Annotated in this window: 16 protein-coding genes and 1 tRNA gene; 11 read left to right on the top strand and 6 right to left on the bottom strand. The window is 72.8% G+C overall.

Going from position 1 to position 18,314, the window contains the following annotated elements; genetic code table 11:
* Positions 1 to 283: 283 nt before the first annotated feature.
* The 4 genes from F0L17_RS10060 to F0L17_RS10045 all read right to left on the bottom strand — a co-directional run bounded on the left by F0L17_RS10060 (position 284) and on the right by F0L17_RS10045 (position 4,774).
* The gene (locus F0L17_RS10060) at positions 284 to 1,144 is read right to left on the bottom strand and encodes an S-methyl-5'-thioadenosine phosphorylase (RefSeq protein WP_155070802.1); all 861 of its coding nucleotides are present in this window, start codon (positions 1,142 to 1,144) and stop codon (positions 284 to 286) included.
* A 97-nt stretch (positions 1,145 to 1,241) separates the two neighbouring features.
* Complete coding sequence (locus F0L17_RS10055) at positions 1,242 to 1,565, bottom strand: FmdB family zinc ribbon protein (RefSeq protein WP_162466027.1); 324 nt, start codon at positions 1,563 to 1,565, stop codon at positions 1,242 to 1,244.
* 66 nt (positions 1,566 to 1,631) lie between these two features.
* On the bottom strand, positions 1,632 to 3,008 hold the full coding sequence (locus F0L17_RS10050) for an MFS transporter (protein WP_162466026.1): 1,377 nt from the start codon (positions 3,006 to 3,008) through the stop codon (positions 1,632 to 1,634).
* Between the two features lie 284 nt (positions 3,009 to 3,292).
* Positions 3,293 to 4,774: a potassium/proton antiporter gene (locus F0L17_RS10045; RefSeq protein WP_155070801.1), complete on the bottom strand. Its 1,482-nt coding sequence runs from the start codon at positions 4,772 to 4,774 to the stop codon at positions 3,293 to 3,295.
* A 405-nt stretch (positions 4,775 to 5,179) separates the two neighbouring features.
* Here F0L17_RS10045 and F0L17_RS10040 point away from each other — a divergent pair, with 405 nt between their 5' ends.
* Positions 5,180 to 8,014: a penicillin acylase family protein gene (locus F0L17_RS10040; protein WP_155070800.1), complete on the top strand. Its 2,835-nt coding sequence runs from the start codon at positions 5,180 to 5,182 to the stop codon at positions 8,012 to 8,014.
* A gap of 83 nt (positions 8,015 to 8,097) precedes the next feature.
* Here F0L17_RS10040 and F0L17_RS10035 read toward each other — a convergent pair whose 3' ends face one another.
* On the bottom strand, positions 8,098 to 8,667 hold the full coding sequence (locus F0L17_RS10035) for a 5-formyltetrahydrofolate cyclo-ligase (RefSeq protein ID WP_162466788.1): 570 nt from the start codon (positions 8,665 to 8,667) through the stop codon (positions 8,098 to 8,100).
* Positions 8,668 to 8,995: 328 nt separating this feature from the next.
* On the opposite strand from F0L17_RS10035, the gene galU reads away from it, so the two are divergent.
* The 8 genes from galU to F0L17_RS09995 all read left to right on the top strand — a co-directional run bounded on the left by galU (position 8,996) and on the right by F0L17_RS09995 (position 15,903).
* Complete coding sequence (galU, locus tag F0L17_RS10030) at positions 8,996 to 9,898, top strand: UTP--glucose-1-phosphate uridylyltransferase GalU (protein ID WP_155070799.1); 903 nt, start codon at positions 8,996 to 8,998, stop codon at positions 9,896 to 9,898.
* 4 nt (positions 9,899 to 9,902) lie between these two features.
* A complete protein-coding gene (locus tag F0L17_RS10025; protein WP_162466025.1) occupies positions 9,903 to 11,333 on the top strand; it encodes a molybdenum cofactor synthesis domain-containing protein in 1,431 nt (476 codons plus the stop codon).
* A gap of 73 nt (positions 11,334 to 11,406) precedes the next feature.
* Positions 11,407 to 11,916: a cyclic pyranopterin monophosphate synthase MoaC gene (gene moaC / locus F0L17_RS10020; RefSeq protein ID WP_155070798.1), complete on the top strand. Its 510-nt coding sequence runs from the start codon at positions 11,407 to 11,409 to the stop codon at positions 11,914 to 11,916.
* The gene (locus F0L17_RS10015) at positions 11,913 to 12,509 is read left to right on the top strand and encodes a MogA/MoaB family molybdenum cofactor biosynthesis protein (RefSeq protein WP_155070797.1); all 597 of its coding nucleotides are present in this window, start codon (positions 11,913 to 11,915) and stop codon (positions 12,507 to 12,509) included. The genes moaC and F0L17_RS10015 overlap by 4 nt, the downstream gene beginning before the upstream one ends.
* Positions 12,506 to 13,150: a GNAT family N-acetyltransferase gene (locus F0L17_RS10010; protein WP_155070796.1), complete on the top strand. Its 645-nt coding sequence runs from the start codon at positions 12,506 to 12,508 to the stop codon at positions 13,148 to 13,150. The genes F0L17_RS10015 and F0L17_RS10010 overlap by 4 nt, the downstream gene beginning before the upstream one ends.
* A 172-nt stretch (positions 13,151 to 13,322) precedes the next feature.
* On the top strand, positions 13,323 to 14,468 hold the full coding sequence (sepX, locus tag F0L17_RS10005) for a divisome protein SepX/GlpR (protein ID WP_162466024.1): 1,146 nt from the start codon (positions 13,323 to 13,325) through the stop codon (positions 14,466 to 14,468).
* A gap of 104 nt (positions 14,469 to 14,572) precedes the next feature.
* Positions 14,573 to 14,646, top strand: a tRNA-Ala gene (locus F0L17_RS10000).
* 630 nt (positions 14,647 to 15,276) lie between these two features.
* Positions 15,277 to 15,903 carry a class F sortase gene (locus F0L17_RS09995; RefSeq protein ID WP_338018026.1) on the top strand — a complete coding sequence of 209 codons (627 nt, stop codon included), beginning with the start codon at positions 15,277 to 15,279 and terminating at the stop codon, positions 15,901 to 15,903.
* Between the two features lie 69 nt (positions 15,904 to 15,972).
* On the opposite strand, the gene F0L17_RS09990 is transcribed toward F0L17_RS09995, so the two are convergent.
* The gene (locus tag F0L17_RS09990) at positions 15,973 to 16,452 is read right to left on the bottom strand and encodes a GNAT family N-acetyltransferase (protein WP_155070794.1); all 480 of its coding nucleotides are present in this window, start codon (positions 16,450 to 16,452) and stop codon (positions 15,973 to 15,975) included.
* A gap of 22 nt (positions 16,453 to 16,474) precedes the next feature.
* Between F0L17_RS09990 and F0L17_RS09985 the strand changes: the two genes are divergently transcribed.
* Positions 16,475 to 17,272, top strand: coding sequence for an exodeoxyribonuclease III (locus tag F0L17_RS09985; protein ID WP_162466023.1), 798 nt, complete (start codon positions 16,475 to 16,477; stop codon positions 17,270 to 17,272).
* 710 nt (positions 17,273 to 17,982) lie between these two features.
* On the top strand, positions 17,983 to 18,270 hold the full coding sequence (locus F0L17_RS09980; RefSeq protein ID WP_238419315.1) for a GntR family transcriptional regulator: 288 nt from the start codon (positions 17,983 to 17,985) through the stop codon (positions 18,268 to 18,270).
* The last annotated feature ends 44 nt before the right edge of the window (positions 18,271 to 18,314 follow it).

Raw genomic sequence — 18,314 nt, 5'->3', positions numbered from 1 at the left:
GGCGCGCCGGTGGCTCCGGGGACACCGGAGACTTCGGAGGAGGGGAGCGGGGCCGACGGGGGAGGGCCCGGCGGGAAGGGAGAGGACATCGTGGTCACCGCCTCGTGGAGGGATACGGCCCCACGATGACCCCTTCCGGGAGAATCCGCCGGAGCCTGTGGACCATCCACGGAATGTGGACAACTCGCTCACCCACAGGGATCACAAAGGCCCCGGACGACACCGCCGCCCCACCGTCCACGGGATTCGCGGTCGGTGGGGCGGCGACGACGCAGGGGAGGGGCTACGGCAGGCGGATCCCCGGATCCACCCCGTCCAGCGCCCGCGCGCAGGCGCAGTTCCGCTCCACGGGCAGCCCGGCCACCGTGTCGAAGAGGACCCGGCGCAGCCGTCCGACGTTCCGGGAGAAGACCTCCAGGACCTCCTCGTGCGAGACGCCCTCGCCCGTCTCCGCACCGGCGTCCAGGTCGGTGACCAACGCCATCGAGGTGTAGCAGAGACCGAGTTCGCGGGCGAGGACGGCCTCGGGGTGACCGGTCATCCCGACCACCGACCAGCCCTGCGCGGCGTGCCAGCGCGACTCCGCGCGGGTCGAGAAGCGAGGCCCCTCGATGACCACCATCGCACCGCCGTCCACCGGCTCCCAGCCCTGCCCGCGCGCCGCCGCGACGGCGGCCGCGCGCCCCGCCTCGCAGTAGGGGTCGGCGAAGGACACGTGCACCACGTTCGGCACCGAGCCGTCGGGCAGGGGTTCGCCGTCGTAGTAGGTCCGGACGCGCGACGTGGTGCGGTCCACCAACTGGTCCGGCACCACCAGCGTGCCCGGCCCGTACTCGGGACGCAGACCGCCCACCGCACACGGCCCGAGCACCTGTCGCACGCCGAGCGAGCGCAGGGCCCACAGGTTGGCGCGGTAGTTGATCCGGTGCGGGGGCAGGTGGTGCTTGCGCCCGTGCCGCGGCAGGAAGGCGACCCGCCGCCCGGCGATCTCGCCGAGGAAGAGGGAGTCGCTGGGCTCGCCGTAGGGCGTCTCCACCGTGATCTCGACCACGTCGTCCAGGAACGAGTAGAACCCGGACCCGCCGATGACGCCCGTCTCCGCCTGGGGGGCTCTCGGGGAGGGGCTTTCCGCCTGTGCGTTCATGCCCGTCACCCTAGCCCCGCCCCCGCGCGGCGAGCCCCGCCCGGCGAGCCCGCTTCCGGACTCCGTCGGGTGGTCGCCGGGCCGTGGGGCCGTCGGGTCAGGCGGCCGAGGAACCGGCCTTGGACGACGAGTCGCCGCTCTTCTTCTCGGACGACGCCGAGGAAGAGGAGGACGAGGACGACGTGGACGACGACGTGGACGACGAGGACGACGCCGAGTTCGACCCCTGGCCGCCGGACGAGGAACCACGGCTGTCGTTCCGGTAGAAACCGGAGCCCTTGAAGACGATGCCGACCGCCGAGAACACCTTCTTCAGGCGGCCCTGGCAGCTCGGGCACTCGGTGAGCGCGTCGTCCGTGAACTTCTGAACCGCTTCCAGGCCCTCGCCGCACTCGGTGCACTGGTACTGATAGGTCGGCACTTGCTCCTCCTGGCACTCTTACCTGTGGAGTGCTAACGACGCACCATGGTGCAGCATTCCGGCGCCTTAGTCCACCGGGAACGTCGCACGGTGACCCTCACCACGCCTTCCGGGTTCCCCGCCGTCCTCCTTCCGGGGGGCCTCCGGCCCCGGCTTCAGCCACCCGCGCAGCAGCGTGACGGTGACCAGCGCCAGGGCCGTGGCGACCAGCGGGACCGTGAAACCGGCGCTCGCCCCGAAGTCGTCCGTCAACTGTCCGGCCGCCGTTGCCGCGCCCGCCTGCCCCAGCGCCACCGCCCCGGTCAGCCAGGTGAACGCCTCGGTGCGGGCGGTCTGCGGAACCAGCCGCTCCACCAGCGTGAAACCGGTGATCAGGCTCGGTGCGATGCCCAGGCCGGCCAGCAGGCCCAGAACCGCCAGCAGCGGTACGGAGTCCACCGCCCACAGCGGCGTGGTGGTCAGCGTCAGCGTCGCGTACGCCGTCAGCAGCCGTCGGTGCGGCGCCGAACGCCAGGCGAGGGTGCCGTAGACGACACCGGCGAGCATGTTGCCGCCGGCGAAGACGCCGTACAGCAGACCGTTGATGCCCGGCTGCCCGATGTGGTCGGTGAAGGCGGCCAGGGACACCTGCATCCCGCCGAAGACCGCGCCGATGCCCAGGAAGGCGACGGCCAGCACCCGCACGCCCGGCACCGACAGCGCCGAGGCGTGCCGGACGCCGTGCTTCCGGCCACGGCGGTGCGCGGGTGGTGCGGTGCGTCGCTGAGCGGCGAAGACCAGCCCGCCGGTGACGGTGAGGGTGGCTTCGGCGATCAACCCGGCCGCCGGGTGCACGGTGGTGCACAGCGCCGTGGCCAGCACCGGGCCGATGACGAAGGTGAACTCGTCGGTGACGGACTCGAAGGCGGCCGCCGTCGGCAGCAACCGGGCCCTTTCGGGGGCGCCGGAGGCGCGGGGCCCATCGGACGGGCCGGACGGGCCGGACGGTCCGGGGGCACCGTCCCGCAGCAGGTGCGCCCAGCGGGCCCGCACCATGGGTCCGACCTGCGGCACCGACGCGCCCGCCGGCACGGCCGCCGACAGCAGGGCCCACAGCGGCGCGTCCGCCAGGGCCAGGAGGACCAGTACGCCGACGGCCGCGGCGTGCAGCAGCACACCGGGCAGCAGGACGGCACGCTGGCCGAAGCGGTCGGCGAGCCTGCCGCTGCGCGGCGCGAACAGGGCCATCGAGACGCCGGTGGCGGCGGAGACCGTGCCCGCGGTGCCGAACGAGCCGGTGGTGTGCTCCACCAGCAGCACGATGCTCAGCGTCAGCATCGCGAAGGGCTGACGGGCCAGGAAGCCGGGGAGCAGGAACGTCCAGGCACCGGGGGTGCGCAGCAGTTCCCGGTAGCCGGGCTTCCGAGCCGGGGCAGTCGGGTCAGGAGTGACCGTGGCGGCCACGGCCGTACCTTTCTGCCGCCTGGTAGCGCGCCGCGGTCCCGTGGACCGGGAGCTCCCGGTGGGTACGGCGGGCACGCCGAGGGCCGTCCTCTCGCGCGAAACCGCGGCGTGTGGTCAGCCGGGCGGCCGCGCCGGCCCTGCATCAGGCGGAGTCGAGACTCCGGGGATCCAGAAAGTCGGACAAACGTACGGCCTCAGGGTAACCGATCGTGTCGGCGGCACCGGAGCGCTCCCGGCGTGTCCCGGTGCGTCCCGGCGTGTCACGGTCCGGCCCCGCCCCCTCCTCAGTGCCGGTGCAGCGCCGAGCTGCCCGCCGTGCCCAGCCAGCCGGCCAGTTTGCCGCCGCGCCCCACGGCCATCAGCCGTCGCTCCGCCGCGTCCCGCACGGCGTCGGTGGCCACCACGAGCAGCTCGTCGCCGTGCCGCAGCGCGGTCGTCGGCGTCGGCACGAAACTGCTGCCGTCCCGCACGACGAGGGTGACCGCCGCGCCCTTGGGGAGCCGGAGCTCGGCCACCTCCACACCGTGCATCCGCGAGCCCTCGGGGATGGTGACGGAGATCAGGTGACCGCGCAGCCGTTCCAGTGGGGCCGACTCGATCTCCAACTCCGTCGTGCCCGCGTCCTTGCCCAGCCCGAGCTTCCGGGCCACCCAGGGCAGTGTCGGCGCCTGGATCAGGGTGAGGACGACGACCAGGACGAAGACGATGTTGAAGATCCGTTCGCTGTCCCGGCCGGGGTTGGCCATGGGGATGGTCGCCAGGATGATCGGCACCGCTCCCCGCAGTCCCGCCCAGGACATCAGGGCCAGCTCCCGCCAGGGCAGTCGGAAGGGCAGCAGGGACAACACCAGGGACACCGGCCGGGCCACCAGCGTCAGCACCACGGCGATGACCAGCGCGGCCCCGAAGTCGTCCAGCAGCTTCGAGGGGGTGGCCAGCAGTCCGAGCAGCACGAACAGCCCGATCTGCGCGATCCACGCCATGCCGTCCGCGAAGCCCCGGGTGGCGGGGCGGTGCGGCAGCTTGGCGTTGCCCAGGACGATGCCGCAGATGTAGGTCGCCAGGAAGCCGCTGCCCTGCGCCAGCGCGCCGCCGGCGTAGGCCAGGACGCACAGCGCCATCACCGCGATCGGGTACAGGCCGGAAGCGGGCAGCGCCACCTGCCGCAGCCCCCACTCGCCGAGCCTCCCGACGAGCACTCCGACCGCGACGCCGATGGTGAGCTGCAGCAGGATGTTCCCGAGCATCAGGTACCAGGGGTCCGGCTGTCCGGTCGTCGAGAAGGCGACGACCAGGATGACCACCGGAGGGTCGTTGAAGCCCGACTCCGCCTCCACCCGCCCGGCCAGCCGCCTGGGCAGCGGCACCTTGCGCAGCACGGAGAAGACCGCCGCGGCGTCCGTCGACGAGACGACCGCGCCCATGATCAGGGCGAAGCGCCACTCCAGTCCCACCAGGTAGTGGGCCCCGGCCGCGGTGACGGCCACGCTGATGCCCACGCCCACGGTCGCGAGTACGGCCGCGGCGGGCATGACCGGTCTGATTTCGCGCCATGTGGTGCTCAGACCGCCCTCGGCGAGGATCACCACCAGCGCCGCGTAGCCCAACACCTGCGTCAGCTCGGCGTTGTCGAACTCGACCCCCAGGCCGTCCTGCCCGATGGCCAGGCCGATGCCCAGGTAGATCAGGAGGCTGGGGAGGCCGGTGCGGGACGACAGCCGGACCGCCGCGACGGCCACGAGCAGCACGAGCGCGGAGACCAGCATCAGTTCGTTGAGGCGGTCGACAGTCAGAGGACGGCTCCTTCCGTGCGGGCCGCGTGGGCGAAGCGGGCCGTGCGGGCAGGGGGTTCCGTACGGAGCGGGACGGGGGTACGGAACCGGGTGGCGGGTGGTGTGAGCGGTGCGGATGGTGCGAGCGGTACGAGCGGCGGAGCAAGGCGGACGGCACGGGCGCTACGGGAGGCAATGCGAGCAATTCGGGCGGTGTGGGCGAGGCGGGAGGGGGTGGGCGTCGGACCTCACCCGCGCGAAAGTCATTTCATTGTCTAACAATTTACCAGTGCTTGAAGGTCGCGGCTCCGTTGCCAGGACTCCCTGTCACTCCGGGCCACCGCTCGGCCTAGTGTTGCTCCAGCACCTCTGGTCCCACCCTGCCCTCGAAGGACAGCGATGCCCGCCAAGAAGAAATCGCGACGTGCCCGTCTTCTCGTGATCGCAGTCGTGCTGCTGATCGTGGCGGGTGTCGGCTACGGCACCTACTGGAGCGTGGGCACCGCCCGTGCCTCCTTCCCGCAGACCACCGGATCACTCCAGTTGGACGGGCTGTCCGCGCCGGTGACCGTCAAGCGCGACGGCCACGGCATACCCCAGCTCTACGCCGACAGCGCCGAGGACCTCTTCCGCGCCCAGGGCTACGTCCACGCCCAGGACCGCTTCTGGGAGATGGACGTCCGCCGGCACCTGACCGCCGGACGGCTGTCGGAGATGTTCGGCGAGAGCCAGGTGGAGACCGACGCCTTCCTGCGCACCCTGGGATGGCGGAAGGTGGCGCAGGAGGAGTACGACACCAAGCTGTCGGAGACGACGAAGAAGTACCTCCTGGCGTACTCGGAGGGCGTCAACGCCTACCTGGCCGACCACAGCGGCGCGGAACTCTCCCTGGAGTACGCCGCCCTCGGCTTCACCAACGACTACGCGCCGCAGAAGTGGACGCCGGTGGACTCCGTCGCCTGGCTCAAGGCCATGGCCTGGGACCTGCGCGGCAACATGCAGGACGAGATCGACCGGGCCCTGCTCTCCAGCCGTCTGACGGAGGAGCAGATCGAGCAGCTCTACCCGGACTACCCGTACGACCGGAACAAGCCGATCGTCCAGGAGGGCGCGGTGAGCGCCACGGACGGCGCCTACGACCCGGAGAACGACCAGGGCACCCAGGGCACCCAGGGCACCCAGGGCGGTACCGGGCAGAACGGAACCACCCCCGGGGTCACTGTCCCCGGCGGCGCGGCCGGCACCGGCACCGCGCAGCAGCAGGGCGGCGCCGGCCAGGGGACGGGCGTCGGACAGGGCACGCAGCAGGGCGTCCAGGGCATCCAGGGCGCGCGGACCCAGCTCGTCGCGCTCTCCGAGACCCTCTCCGCCATCCCCGCCCTCCTCGGCCCCAACGGCGACGGCATCGGCTCCAACTCCTGGGTCGTCTCCGGCACGTACACGACCACCGGCAAGCCGCTGCTCGCCAACGACCCGCACCTGGCGCCGCAACTGCCGTCGATCTGGTACCAGATGGGCCTGCACTGCAACGCGGTCAGCGAGGAGTGCCCCTTCGACGTGGCGGGCTTCACCTTCTCCGGCATGCCCGGTGTGGTCATCGGCCACAACCAGGACATCTCCTGGGGCTTCACCAACCTCGGCGCCGACGTCACCGACCTCTACCTGGAGAAGATCGAGGACGGCGCGTACGTCTACGACGGCGAGAGGGTCCCGTACGAGACCCGCGAGGAGGTCATCAAGGTCGCCGGCGGCGAGGACCGAAAGATCACCGTCCGCTCCACCCGCCACGGCCCGATCGTCTCCGACCGCAGCACCGAACTGGGCACCGTCGGCGACCACGCCCCCGTCGGCGACGGCGCCCCCGACCGCGGCAAGGGCTACGCGGTCTCGCTGCGCTGGACGGCGCTGGAGCCCTCCAACACCATGGACGCGGTCTTCAAGCTCAACGCCGCGAGGAACTTCACCGAGTTCCGCGCCGCCGCCGCCGACTTCGCCGTCCCCTCCCAGAACCTGATCTACGCCGACACCCAGGGCAACATCGGCTACCAGGCGCCCGGCCGCATACCCGTCCGCGCCGAGGGCCACGACGGCCGTTACCCGGCGCCCGGCTGGAACCCGGACTACGAGTGGCGGGACTGGATCCCGCAGGAGGCGCTGCCCTGGGAGTACAACCCCGAGCGCGGCTACATCGTCACCGCCAACCAGGCCGTCGTGGACGCCGAGAAGTACCCCTACCTGCTCACCGAGGACTGGGGCTACGGCGCGCGCAGCCAGCGGATCGACGACCTGATCCAGGCCAAGATCGAGGACGGCGGCAAGATCTCCACGGACGACATGCAGTCCATGCAGCTCGACAACAGCAGCGAGATAGCCAAGCTCCTGGTCCCCCACCTGCTGAAGATCGACGTCGACGACCCCTACGTCCGCGAGGCGCAGGAGCTGCTGGAGGGCTGGGACTACAGCCAGGACGCCGACTCCGCGGCCGCCGCGTACTTCAACGGGGTGTGGCGCAACCTCCTCAAGCTCTCCTTCGGTCACAAGCTCCCCAAGGAAGTCCGCGTCGAGGGCGAGTGCCTGTGGGTCCGCCCGGCCGACGACTCCGGCCCGCTGGAGGACCTGGACGGCACCCCCCGCACCGTCCGCGAGTGCGGCGTGCGCGCCGCCGAGTCCGCGCAGCCCGACGGCGGCGACCGCTGGTTCGAGGTGGTGCGCACGCTGCTGGAGCGTCCCGACAGCGGCTGGTGGATCACCGGCAGCCGTTTCCAGGAGGGCGAGGGCGACCGCGACGAACTGCTGGCACGCGCGATGAAGGACGCCCGCTGGGAGCTGACCACCAAGCTCGGCAAGGACATCGACACCTGGAGCTGGGGCCGTCTGCACCGGCTGATGCTGAAGAACCAGACGCTGGGCACCGCGGGCCCCGGCTTCGTCCAGCACCTGCTCAACCGAGGCCCCTGGGACCTGGGCGGCGGCGAGGCGACCGTCAACGCCACCGGTTGGAACGCGGCGGGGGGCTACGACGTGATCTGGGTGCCGTCGATGCGGATGGTGGTCAACCTGGCCGACCTCGACAAGTCGCGCTGGATCAACCTCACCGGCGCCTCGGGCCACGCCTACCACCCCCACTACACCGACCAGACGGATCTGTGGGCCGAGGGCCGGCTGCTGGACTGGCCGTTCGGCGAGGAGGCCGTCGAGGACGCCACCGAGGACACCATGGCCCTCACCCCGTGACACGGGGGCCTGTCGGAAGCGGCCGGAGGGCCGGGACGGAACCACGTCCCGGCCCTTTGGCCGTCGTGGGCCCGACGGACCCCTCACACCGCCGCGAAGCGGCGCACCCCCTCGGGAGTCACCGCGGCGTGCACGGGACGGTCGTGGGGTTCGGCGGGCACCTCGGCGAGCAGCTCCCCGGAGTGCAGCAGCACCACGAGCGCCGGGCGCCGTCGGGCCGCCTCGACGCGGGCCAGCACCCGGTCGTAACTGCCGCCGCCGCGCCCCAGGCGCATCCCGTGCCGGTCCACGGCCAGGCCCGGCAGCAGGACGGCGTCCGCCCCGGTCACCGCCTCCGGGCCGAACCGCCGTCCGGTGGGCTCCAGCAGTCCCTTGCGGGCGGGGGAGAGGTGCTCGGCGCCCTCGTACGCGGCCCAGTCCAGGTCGTCGTCGGGCAGCAGCACCGGCAGCAGCACCCGTGTGCCGCGGGCGCGCAGTTCCTCCAGGAGCGCCCGGGTGTCCGGCTCGCGCCCCACCGAGACATACGCGGCGACCGTGCGCGCCCCGGCCAGCTCGGACAGCTCCAGGGCGTGTCGGGCGAGCGCGCCGGCGGCCCGCCGCACCTCGTCCTCGGTCAGGTGGGCGCGCGTGGCCAGGAGGGCGCGCCGCAGCACGCGCTTCCGCTCGGCGAGGGTGGGACCCGCCTCCGGTTCCCCGCCCGCGCGCGTGCTCCCCGCCGTCCCCGCTGTCTCCGCCGTCCCCGCCGCGTGCCCCGTGCGGGTGTCCGCGCCGGCCCGCGGCGCCCTCCCGGTGCCGTTGCCCGAATCCCTCACGCCGTGTTCACCTCCCGGGCTCGGTTCCGCCCGGCCTCCACCGAGGCGCGCGGATTATCATCCTGACGACCCGGCATTGTGCTTTCCCCGCCGGGACGAACGTCCACGAACCGCAGCAGAGCCACAGGATCTGCGCGTTCCGTATCAAACCTACGGCTATGGTGCTGACATGACTACCTCACGTACACGGATCACCAAGGCCGTCATCCCGGCCGCAGGGCTCGGAACCCGCTTCCTTCCGGCGACGAAGGCCACTCCCAAGGAGATGTTGCCGGTCGTCGACAAGCCCGCGATCCAGTATGTGGTGGAGGAGGCCGTCGCCGCCGGACTCCCCGACGTCCTCATGGTGACCGGTCGCAACAAGCGTCCACTGGAGGACCACTTCGACCGCAACTACGAGTTGGAGGAGGTGCTGCGGAGCAAGGGCGACGAGGCCAAGCTCACCCGCGTCCAGGAGTCCACCGACCTCGCCACCATCCACTACGTGCGCCAGGGCGACCCCAAGGGCCTGGGCCACGCGATCCTGTGCGCCGCCCCGCACGTCGGCGACCAGCCCTTCGCCGTGCTGCTCGGCGACGACCTGATCGACCCGCGCGATCCGCTGCTGGAGCGCATGATCGAGGTGCAGGCCACCCACGGCGGCAGCGTCGTGGCGCTGTTGGAGGTCGATCCCTCCAGCATCCACCTCTACGGCTGTGCCGTCGCCAAGCCCACCGGGGACGACGACGTCGTACGCGTCTCCGACCTGGTGGAGAAGCCCTCCCGCGAGGAGGCCCCCAGCAACCTGGCCGTCATCGGCCGCTACGTCCTCGACCCGGCGGTCTTCGAGGTGCTGCGCAAGACCGAGCCCGGCCGCGGTGGCGAGATCCAGATCACCGACGCCCTCCAGACCCTCGCCGCCGACCCCTCCATCGGCGGCCCGGTGCACGGCGTGGTCTTCAAGGGCCGCCGCTACGACACCGGCGACCGCGGCGACTACCTGCGCGCCATCGTGCGTCTGGCCTGCGAGCGCGAGGACCTCGGCCCCGAGTTCCGCTCCTGGCTGCGCGACTTCGCCACGAAGGAGCTGTAGGACCGTGGCCGGGACCTGGACCGTCGACGACCACTTGGCCGACGTCCTGCGGTCGGTGCGCCCCCTGGAGCCCATCGAGCTGCACCTGCTCGACGCCCAGGGGTGCGTACTGGTCGAGGACGTCCTGGCGTCCGTCTCCCTGCCGCCCTTCGACAACAGCTCCATGGACGGCTACGCCGTCCGCGCGGACGACGTGGCGAAGGCGAGCGAGGACGAGCCGGTGGTGCTGGAGGTCGTCGGGGACGTGGCGGCCGGCAGCGGCACCGTCCCGGACGTCGGCCCCGGCCGGGCCGCCCGCGTGATGACCGGCGCCCCGCTGCCGCCCGGCGCCGACGCCGTCGTGCCCGTGGAGTGGACCGACGGCGGCACCGGTGGCGGCCCGGTCGACACCATGGCCGCCCACAGCGCCGACCCGTCCGGCGCGGGTGGCGAGGTCCGCGTCCACCGGCCCGTGGAGGCCCGGCAGTACGTGCGCGACAAGGGCGGCGACCTGCGTGCCGGCGCGGTCGCCCTGGAGGCCGGGACCATCCTGGGCCCGGCCCAGATCGGCCTGCTGGCCGCCGTCGGCCGCGCCACGGTGCGGGTACGGCCGCGCCCGCGCGTGGTGGTGCTCTCCACCGGCAGTGAACTCGTCCGGCCCGGCCTCCCGTTGGGCCCCGGCCGGATCCACGACTCCAACAGTTACGTCCTCACCGCCGCCGCCCGGGCCGCGGGCGCCATCGCCTACCGCGTCGACGCGGTGGCCGACGACGCCACCACCCTGCGCACGGTGATCGAGGACCAGCTGGTGCGCGCGGACGCCATCGTCACCAGCGGTGGCGTCAGCGTCGGGGCGTACGACGTGGTCAAGGAGGCGCTGACCGACCTGGCGGGCACCGCCCTGGGCGGCGGTCTCCCCGAGGAGTCCGACGACCGCGACCGTGGCCGCGACGGGGACGGGGACGGGCACGAGGACGGGCCGGACCGCGAGAAGGGCCGCCGGAAGCCCCCTCCACCCACCCGGAGCGTGGAGTTCCGCCGGTTGGCCATGCAGCCCGGCAAGCCGCAGGGCTTCGGTCTGGTCGGCCCCGACGCCGTTCCGCTGTTCGCCCTGCCCGGCAACCCGGTCAGCTCCTACGTCTCCTTCGAGTTGTTCGTCCGCCCGGCCCTGCGCGCCCTGATGGGGCTGGACCCCGCGGACCGGCGCACCGTCCGCGCCCGCGTGGAGCCGGACGACTCCGCACCGCTCACCTCCCCCGAGGGCAAACGGCAGTTCCTGCGCGGCCGGTACGAGCCTCCGGCGGACGGCGAGGAGATCGGCACGGTACGGCCGGTGGGCGGCCCCGGATCCCACCTGCTGGGCTCCCTGGCGCGCGCCGACGCGCTGATCGTCGTACCCGAGCGGACCACCGAGATCGCCCGGGGCGACGAACTGGAAGCCGTGCTCCTGGACTGAGGCGGCCGGGCCCACGAACCTGCGGGTACCGTTGACGCCCACTGTGGTCCACATGGTCCGACGCGGGAGAGCGATGAGCAGCGTGCGACAGGCGGGCACCGGCGACTCGGCCGGGAGCCTCACCCACATCGACGAGGCGGGAGCCGCCCGGATGGTCGACGTCTCGGCCAAGGAGGTCACCGCCCGCACCGCGCGTGCCACCGGACGCGTGCTCGTCGCGCCGCGCGTGGTGGAGCTGCTGCGGGGCGAGGGCGTGCCCAAGGGCGACGCGCTCGCCACCGCCCGCATCGCCGGGATCATGGGCGCCAAGCGCACCCCCGACCTCGTACCGCTGTGCCACCCGCTGGCCCTGTCCGGGGTGAAGGTGGACCTGTCCGTGGCCGACGACGCGGTGGAGATCACCGCGACGGTGCGCACCACCGACCGCACCGGAGTGGAGATGGAGGCGCTGACGGCGGTGTCGGTGGCGGCACTCACCGTCGTCGACATGGTCAAGGCCGTCGACAAGGGGGCCGTCATCACCGACGTGCGGGTGGAGGAGAAGACCGGGGGCGCCTCCGGGGACTGGGAGCGGGCCCGATGAGCGCCGGGCACGCACCCGTCGGCGACACGGCCGCCGAGTCCCTCGAACCCAAGGCGCGCGGAGCGCACGACGCGCGGGGTCGCGCCCTGGCCGTCACCGTCTCCAACCGTGCCGCGGCCGGCGTCTACTCCGACACCACCGGCCCCCTGCTGGTGGAGGCCCTGGACCGGATGGGCCTCACCGCCGACGGCCCCCGCGTCGTCCCCGACGGCGAACCGGTGCGTCAGGCGCTGCGCGAGGCCGTCGCCGCCGGCTACGACGTGGTGCTCACCACCGGCGGCACCGGCGTCTCGCCCACCGACCGCACCCCCGAGATGACCCGGGCCGTGCTGGAGTACGAGATCCCCGGCATCCCCGAGGCGATCCGCGCCGCCGGACTCGCCAAGGTCCCCACCGCCGCCCTCTCGCGTGGCACGGCGGGCGTGGCGGGCACCACGCTGGTCGTCAACCTCCCCGGCTCCACCGGAGGGGTGCGCGACGGCCTCGCCGTGCTGGAGGGCCTGCTGGCGCACGCCGTGGACCAGATCCGCGGCGGCGACCACCCCCGCGAGGACGCTCCGACGGGGAAACCGGGAAAGGACACGGAGCGTTGACCGCTCCCTGGCCGGTCGAGCTGACGGAGGGCGATGTGACCCTCCGCCCCATAAGGCTGCGCGACCACCGCGCCTGGCGCGAGGTCAACCAGCGCAACCGCGACTGGCTGCGCCCCTGGGAGGCCACGGTTCCGCCCGCCCCGCCCGGCCATCTGCCGGCCCGGCGGCCGACGTACCGGCAGATGGTCCGCCACCTGAGGTCGGAGGCGCAGGCGGGGCGGATGCTGCCGTTCGTGGTCGAGTACCAGGGGCGGCTGGTCGGGCAGTTGACGGTGGCCGGAATCACCTGGGGCTCGATGTGCTCCGGACACATCGGTTACTGGATCGATCGCGAGGTGGCCGGACGCGGTGTGATGCCCACGGCCGTCGCGCTCGCCGTCGACCACTGCTTCGGCGCCGTCGGGTTGCACCGGATCGAGGTCTGTATCCGTCCGGAGAACGGGCCCAGCCGTCGGGTGGTGGAGAAACTCGGATTCCGCGAGGAGGGGCTGCGGCCGCGTTATCTCCACATCGACGGCGCCTGGCGCGACCACCTGGTCTACGCCCTGACCACGGAGGAAGTGCCGGAGGGGATGCTGAACCGCCTCCACGGGAGGACGAACCACGGAAGCCCGGGAGCCCCGGGAACTCCGCGGAAATAAAATAAATGTTCGATATTGACTGCGGATTGAGCATCTTCGGTTCATGAGTCGGACGCATTCGCGACGACAGGCCGACGCAATCACAAAAAACGGTTGAGATATCAGCCAGATCGTGCGACACACCGCGCCAATTGGCGTATGGCCCTCACCAAACCCCTCTACGGTGTGAGACGTGAGCAGCAGCGGCCTCATCTACGCAGCCCTCGTCGGAGCCTGGGCCGCCTACCTGGTACCGATGTGGCTCCGCCGGCAGGACGAGCTCAACGAGGCTCGTCCGACGGAGCGCTTCGGCACGGCCATCCGGCTGCTGTCCGGCCGGGCGGCGATGGAGCGTCGATACGCCAGGAGCCTGAAGGGCTCGGACGGGTTCGACGGGCTCGGGGAACGCGGCCAGGCCGACGGTGACGACCCCGTCGCCCCGGACGGCGTCGACGTCCGGGCCCTCGCCAACCCCGCGACCGAGCGACACACCGTGCCCGGTCCGGCCACGATGGCCCGCTCCGAGGCGCCCACCGAGATCCGCCACCCGCTGTCGCCCACCCGCGCCGACCACTTCGCCGCCCGAGCGGGACGCGCCGACCACGAGGAACGCACCGGCAACAAGCGCCGGGCCAAGCTGCTCGCCCGCCGCCGCCGCACCACCATGGTCCTCTTCCTGGCCTTCACGCTCGGCGCGGTCGTCGCGGCGGTCGGCGGCGTCGCCTTCCTCTGGGCCCCGGCGATCCCCGCCGGACTGCTGAGCGCCTACATCGCCCACATGCGGGCCCAGGAACGCCGCCGCTTCGAGTTCGTCATGGACCAGCGCCGTGCCGAAGCCGCCGCCCGACGGCTGCGGGAACGCCGCGCGGCCCCCGCCGGCGCCTCCTCCCCGGCCCCCGCGTCCGCCTCCTCCGCCTCCTCCGCCTCCTCCGCCCCCAAGGCCCCGGCACCGCCCGCCGAAGCGCGACCCGAACCGGCGCCCGGACCGGAGGACACCGAACGACGGGCCCTGGTGGAGCAGACCGACCACGCCGAGTGGGTGGACGCCCAGCGCCGCGAGCGCGCCCCGGCGCAGAGCGGCTGGGAGCCCACCCCCGTACCGCTGCCCACCTACGTCAACGCCCCGGTCGCCCCGCGCACCGCGGGCGGTGTCGATCTGGGCGCCCCGGACGCGTGGAGCTCGGCCCGCTCCACTACGGCCGCCACGCCGTCCCCCTCCGCCGCCTCCTCCTCCGCCGCCACACCGTCCCCCTCCTCGGCTGGGCCGGCCCCGCGCCGGCAGACCCCGCTGTTCGACCAGTACGCCGACGAGGACCGCCCCCGCGCCGCCAACGAGTGACCGGCGCCCGTCCGGCCCCTCCCCGGCCGCCGCGCGACGACGGCCGGCACGGGAACGGATTTCTGCGCACGGCGATGGGGATGCTAAGGTTTCACCCGTTGCAAGGGCCTGTAGCGCAGTCCGGTAGCGCACCTCGTTCGCATCGAGGGGGTCAGGGGTTCAAATCCCCTCAGGTCCACATCAGGGCCTCTCCCGGGTTCACTCGGGAACGGCTGACGAGATCCCGTCCGATCGTGCAGATCGGGCGGGATCTCTGCGTTGACGGGGGCCGTTCGGCGCGTGTTCGGGGCGGGCGGACGGCGGGGGATCGACCGCCCGCCCGGTGCGGAGGCGTCGACAAGTGGCAGACCACCGTGCGGCATCCCATACTGGCTCAGGCGCCACCCCGATCGGCTCGTGAGAAGGAGAAGCGCAGACGCCGCCGGTCGTTGGGGGGCGGCGCGACGGGCTCCGCCCGAGGAATCCGAACGGACCGACCCGATCCCACCCGTGACGGCGACGCTGTGTGCCGGTGTGCCGGGTGTCGGCGTGCCCGCCGGCTGCCGCAGACACCGGCGGAAGATCCCGTCACGCGATGTGTCCGACGAGGCCGGCCGTTCGGAGCAGTGGTGAAGCCCCCGGTCGAACAGGGCCTTCACGAAGGGAAGTCCCGCCGCCGGTCCTCTCGGAGCGGCTGACGGCCGTGCGCGGCACACCCGGGGGCACGGCTCCCGGCTCACCGGAAAGGCCCCCAGGCCCGCGCGGAACACCGTGCGGGCCCGGGAGAGCGGCGCGGCCGTCCGGGGCGGCGGTCGCGGCCGCCTGGGCCGTGGCCGCGACCCTGGCCGCGCTGTCGGCCTGGACGGCGCTGTGGCCGTCCGGAGCGACCGTCCCCTCGGCCCCCTCGGATTTCGGCGACCGGCCGCGAGCCACCGAACCCGCTGTGGGCCGGTCGTACGGGGGCCATGACGGTGGCCCGACGGGCACCGCGCCCAAGGAGACGGCCGAACCGGCCGCCGTGCGCGTCCCCGAGGTCTCCCTGAACGCGCGGACCGTGCCGGTCGGCGTCGACGGCGACGGCACGACGGAGATCCCCGAGGACGCCGGTGAGGCGGGCTGGTACCGCCACGGACCGGCGCCGGGCGCACCGGCCGGCTCGGCCGTCCTGGTCGGCCACGTGGACGACCGCACCGGGGAACTGGGCGCCTTCGCCAAGCTGTACGCGGTCCGCGAGGGCGACTCGGTCACCGTCGAGCGACGCGGCGCCCCACCCGTGCGGTACGAGGTGACGGCCCGCGAGACGGTGGCCCGGGACCGGCTGCCCGAGGAGGTGTTCCGGCGCGACGGGCGTCCCGTCCTGACATTGGTCACCTGCGCCCCGCCCTACGACCGAGACCGCGGCGGCTACCGGAACAACCTGGTGGTGTACGCGGAACCCGTCACGGAACGGGGCTGACCTCGTGGTGGGCGGCACAGGCCGCCGGGCGCCCGGCTCGACGCGACGGCCGGGCGTGGTCGCTGCGGCTCAGCGCAGCGGCTTGGCGTAGCAGCGGCTGCCCGGCTCGTGGCGGTACACCCCGAACTTCTCGGTCGGGACGTAGCCACTGGACTCGTACAGCGCTATCGCCTCCGGCTGCATGGTGCCGGTCTCCAGCACCATCCGGAGCCGTCCCGCCTGCCGGGCGTCCTCCTCCAGCAGGGCCAGGACGCGGCGGGACAGCCCCTGCCGGCGGGCCTCGCGGACCACGAACATCCGCTTCAGCTCGGCGTCACCGTCCCGGTAGTTCTCCTCGTTCTCGTCCATCGCGCGCCAGCCGCCGGTGCCCACGGGACGCTCCAACTCGTCGTAGGCGACCAGGAACAGGCCGTTCGGTGGCCGGAACATCGACGGGTCCAGCGGGGTGATGTCGCCCTCGCTCCCGTACCGCTCGGCGTACTCCTGCTGCACCAGGTCGTTGAGCTTCACGGCGTCGGGGTGGTCGAAGGGGGTGGGCACGATGCGCATATCCGCATCGTAAAGTGCCCGGGTGCTGACGATTTCGACGGTCAACGTGAACGGGCTGCGGGCCGCGGCCAAGAAGGGCTACGCACAGTGGCTGGCCACCACGGACGCGGACGTGGTGTGCCTCCAGGAGGTGCGCGCCGAGCCGGACCAACTTCCGGACGCCGTGCGCGAACCGGAGGGTTGGCACGCGCTGTACGCCCCCGCGGCGACCAAGGGACGCGCGGGAGTGGCGGTGCTCACCCGGCGTGCGCCGGAGCGCGTCCAGGTGGGGTTCGGCGTGACGGAGTTCACCGACTCCGGCCGCTACCTGGAGGTGGACCTCCCCGGCCTGACCGTCGCCAGCCTCTACCTGCCCTCGGGCGAGGTGGGCACCGAGCGCCAGGAAGAGAAGGAGCGCTTCATGGCGGCGTTCCTGCCCTACCTGGCCTCCCTGCGCGAGCGGGCGGCCGCCACCGGCCGTGAGGTCCTGGTCTGCGGCGACTGGAACATCGCCCACCGCGAGGCGGACCTGAAGAACTGGAAGGCCAACCGGAAGAACTCCGGCTTCCTGCCCGAGGAGCGCGCCTGGCTCGGACGTGTCTTCGACGAGGCGGGCTACGCCGACGTCGTCCGCCGCCTCCACCCCGACCAGGACGGACCGTACTCGTGGTGGTCCTACCGTGGACGGGCCTTCGACAACGACGCGGGCTGGCGCATCGACTACCACGTGGCCACCGAGCCGCTGGCCGAGCGGGCGGTGAAGGCGTACGTGGAACGGGCCGCCGACCACGCCGGGCGGTGGTCCGACCACGCGCCGGTGACGGCCGTGTTCGACCTGTAGGACGGCCACCCGCCCGCTCTGGGCCGGTGCGACGGACGCCCCGCCGCCACTCGTGGTGGGCGACGGGGCGCCGGGGACGTCGGCGGCTATGGGCAAGAGCGCCGGTCCACGGCGCGCGGTGAGGACGGCGCCCGACGTTCGCGCCTCCGCGCCGGCTCGCAGCGCGGGCACTCGCACGGGGGCCACGCCATCGTGTCGAGTACGGGCAGGTGGTCGCCTTCGCGGACGACGACCGGACGGGACCACGTGCGGCCGCCGTCACGGGACACGCGCAGGGTCATGCGGGAGTCGTCGGGTTCGCTCATCGACCGACCACCACCAGACGGCGGCGCGGCCGTGGTGACCACGGACGGACGAGCAAGCCGTCGACCACTACGGCGGGTTCCGGTCGGTGGTTCGCGGCCGATGGCAACGGTGGTGGGAGCCGCACTGTCGACAGCCGTGCCGGTCGGCGGCCGCGAGGACGGCAGTGTTTTCCGGTCCCGGAGCGGAACCGGTTCAGGATGTTGAAGGTACGCTTTCGCACCGTCGGCTACTCCTTCGCAGTAGACGGCCACTGCCCCCGGCCGGGTCGCCTCCGGCGCGGGGGTTCTTTGCGCTCATACTGCACCACACCGCTATACCTGCGCCACACCGCTCTATGGAGCAGTAAGAGCGGCATGCAGCTACCTTATGATGCGCGCCGCACCAGGTGCGCTTACGTTCGCCGCATGGATGAGCGCGGACCCGTGGACTTCATGTCGCCGGAGTACATCTACCGGCAGGTCGCGGCTGCGATCGTGGCGGACATCCGCTCGGGCAGGCTGCCCGTGGGCGCTCGGTTGTCGGGCGAGCGTGCCATGGCGGAGGAGTACGGCGTCGCCGTCGGCACCGTCCGGAAGGCGGTGGCGCTCCTTCGTGAGCAGGGCGTATTGGTCACGATGCCCGCGCGTGGCACCTTCGTGGTGAAGCAGCCGGACGACGACGCGGATGCGGAGAGGTCGGCGGCGGACGAGTGATCGCGTGCCGGTGACGGCCGTGTTCGACCTGTAGGATGCCCCGC

This window comes from Streptomyces taklimakanensis (assembly GCF_009709575.1).
Lineage (GTDB): Bacteria > Actinomycetota > Actinomycetes > Streptomycetales > Streptomycetaceae > Streptomyces > Streptomyces taklimakanensis.
This window is presented reverse-complemented; position numbering and strand designations above follow the sequence as displayed.

Excerpts from the sequence above, each read along its gene's own strand:
- F0L17_RS10060 (WP_155070802.1), bottom strand. The coding sequence starts at position 1,144 with ATGAACGCACAGGCGGAAAGCCCCTCCCCGAGAGCCCCCCAGGCGGAG.
- F0L17_RS10045 (WP_155070801.1), bottom strand. The coding sequence starts at position 4,774 with ATGCTGGTCTCCGCGCTCGTGCTGCTCGTGGCCGTCGCGGCGGTCCGG.
- F0L17_RS10040 (WP_155070800.1), top strand. The coding sequence starts at position 5,180 with ATGCCCGCCAAGAAGAAATCGCGACGTGCCCGTCTTCTCGTGATCGCA.
- galU (WP_155070799.1), top strand. The coding sequence starts at position 8,996 with ATGACTACCTCACGTACACGGATCACCAAGGCCGTCATCCCGGCCGCA.
- moaC (WP_155070798.1), top strand. The coding sequence starts at position 11,407 with ATGAGCAGCGTGCGACAGGCGGGCACCGGCGACTCGGCCGGGAGCCTC.
- F0L17_RS10015 (WP_155070797.1), top strand. The coding sequence starts at position 11,913 with ATGAGCGCCGGGCACGCACCCGTCGGCGACACGGCCGCCGAGTCCCTC.
- F0L17_RS09990 (WP_155070794.1), bottom strand. The coding sequence starts at position 16,452 with ATGCGCATCGTGCCCACCCCCTTCGACCACCCCGACGCCGTGAAGCTC.
- F0L17_RS09980 (WP_238419315.1), top strand. The coding sequence starts at position 17,983 with ATGGATGAGCGCGGACCCGTGGACTTCATGTCGCCGGAGTACATCTAC.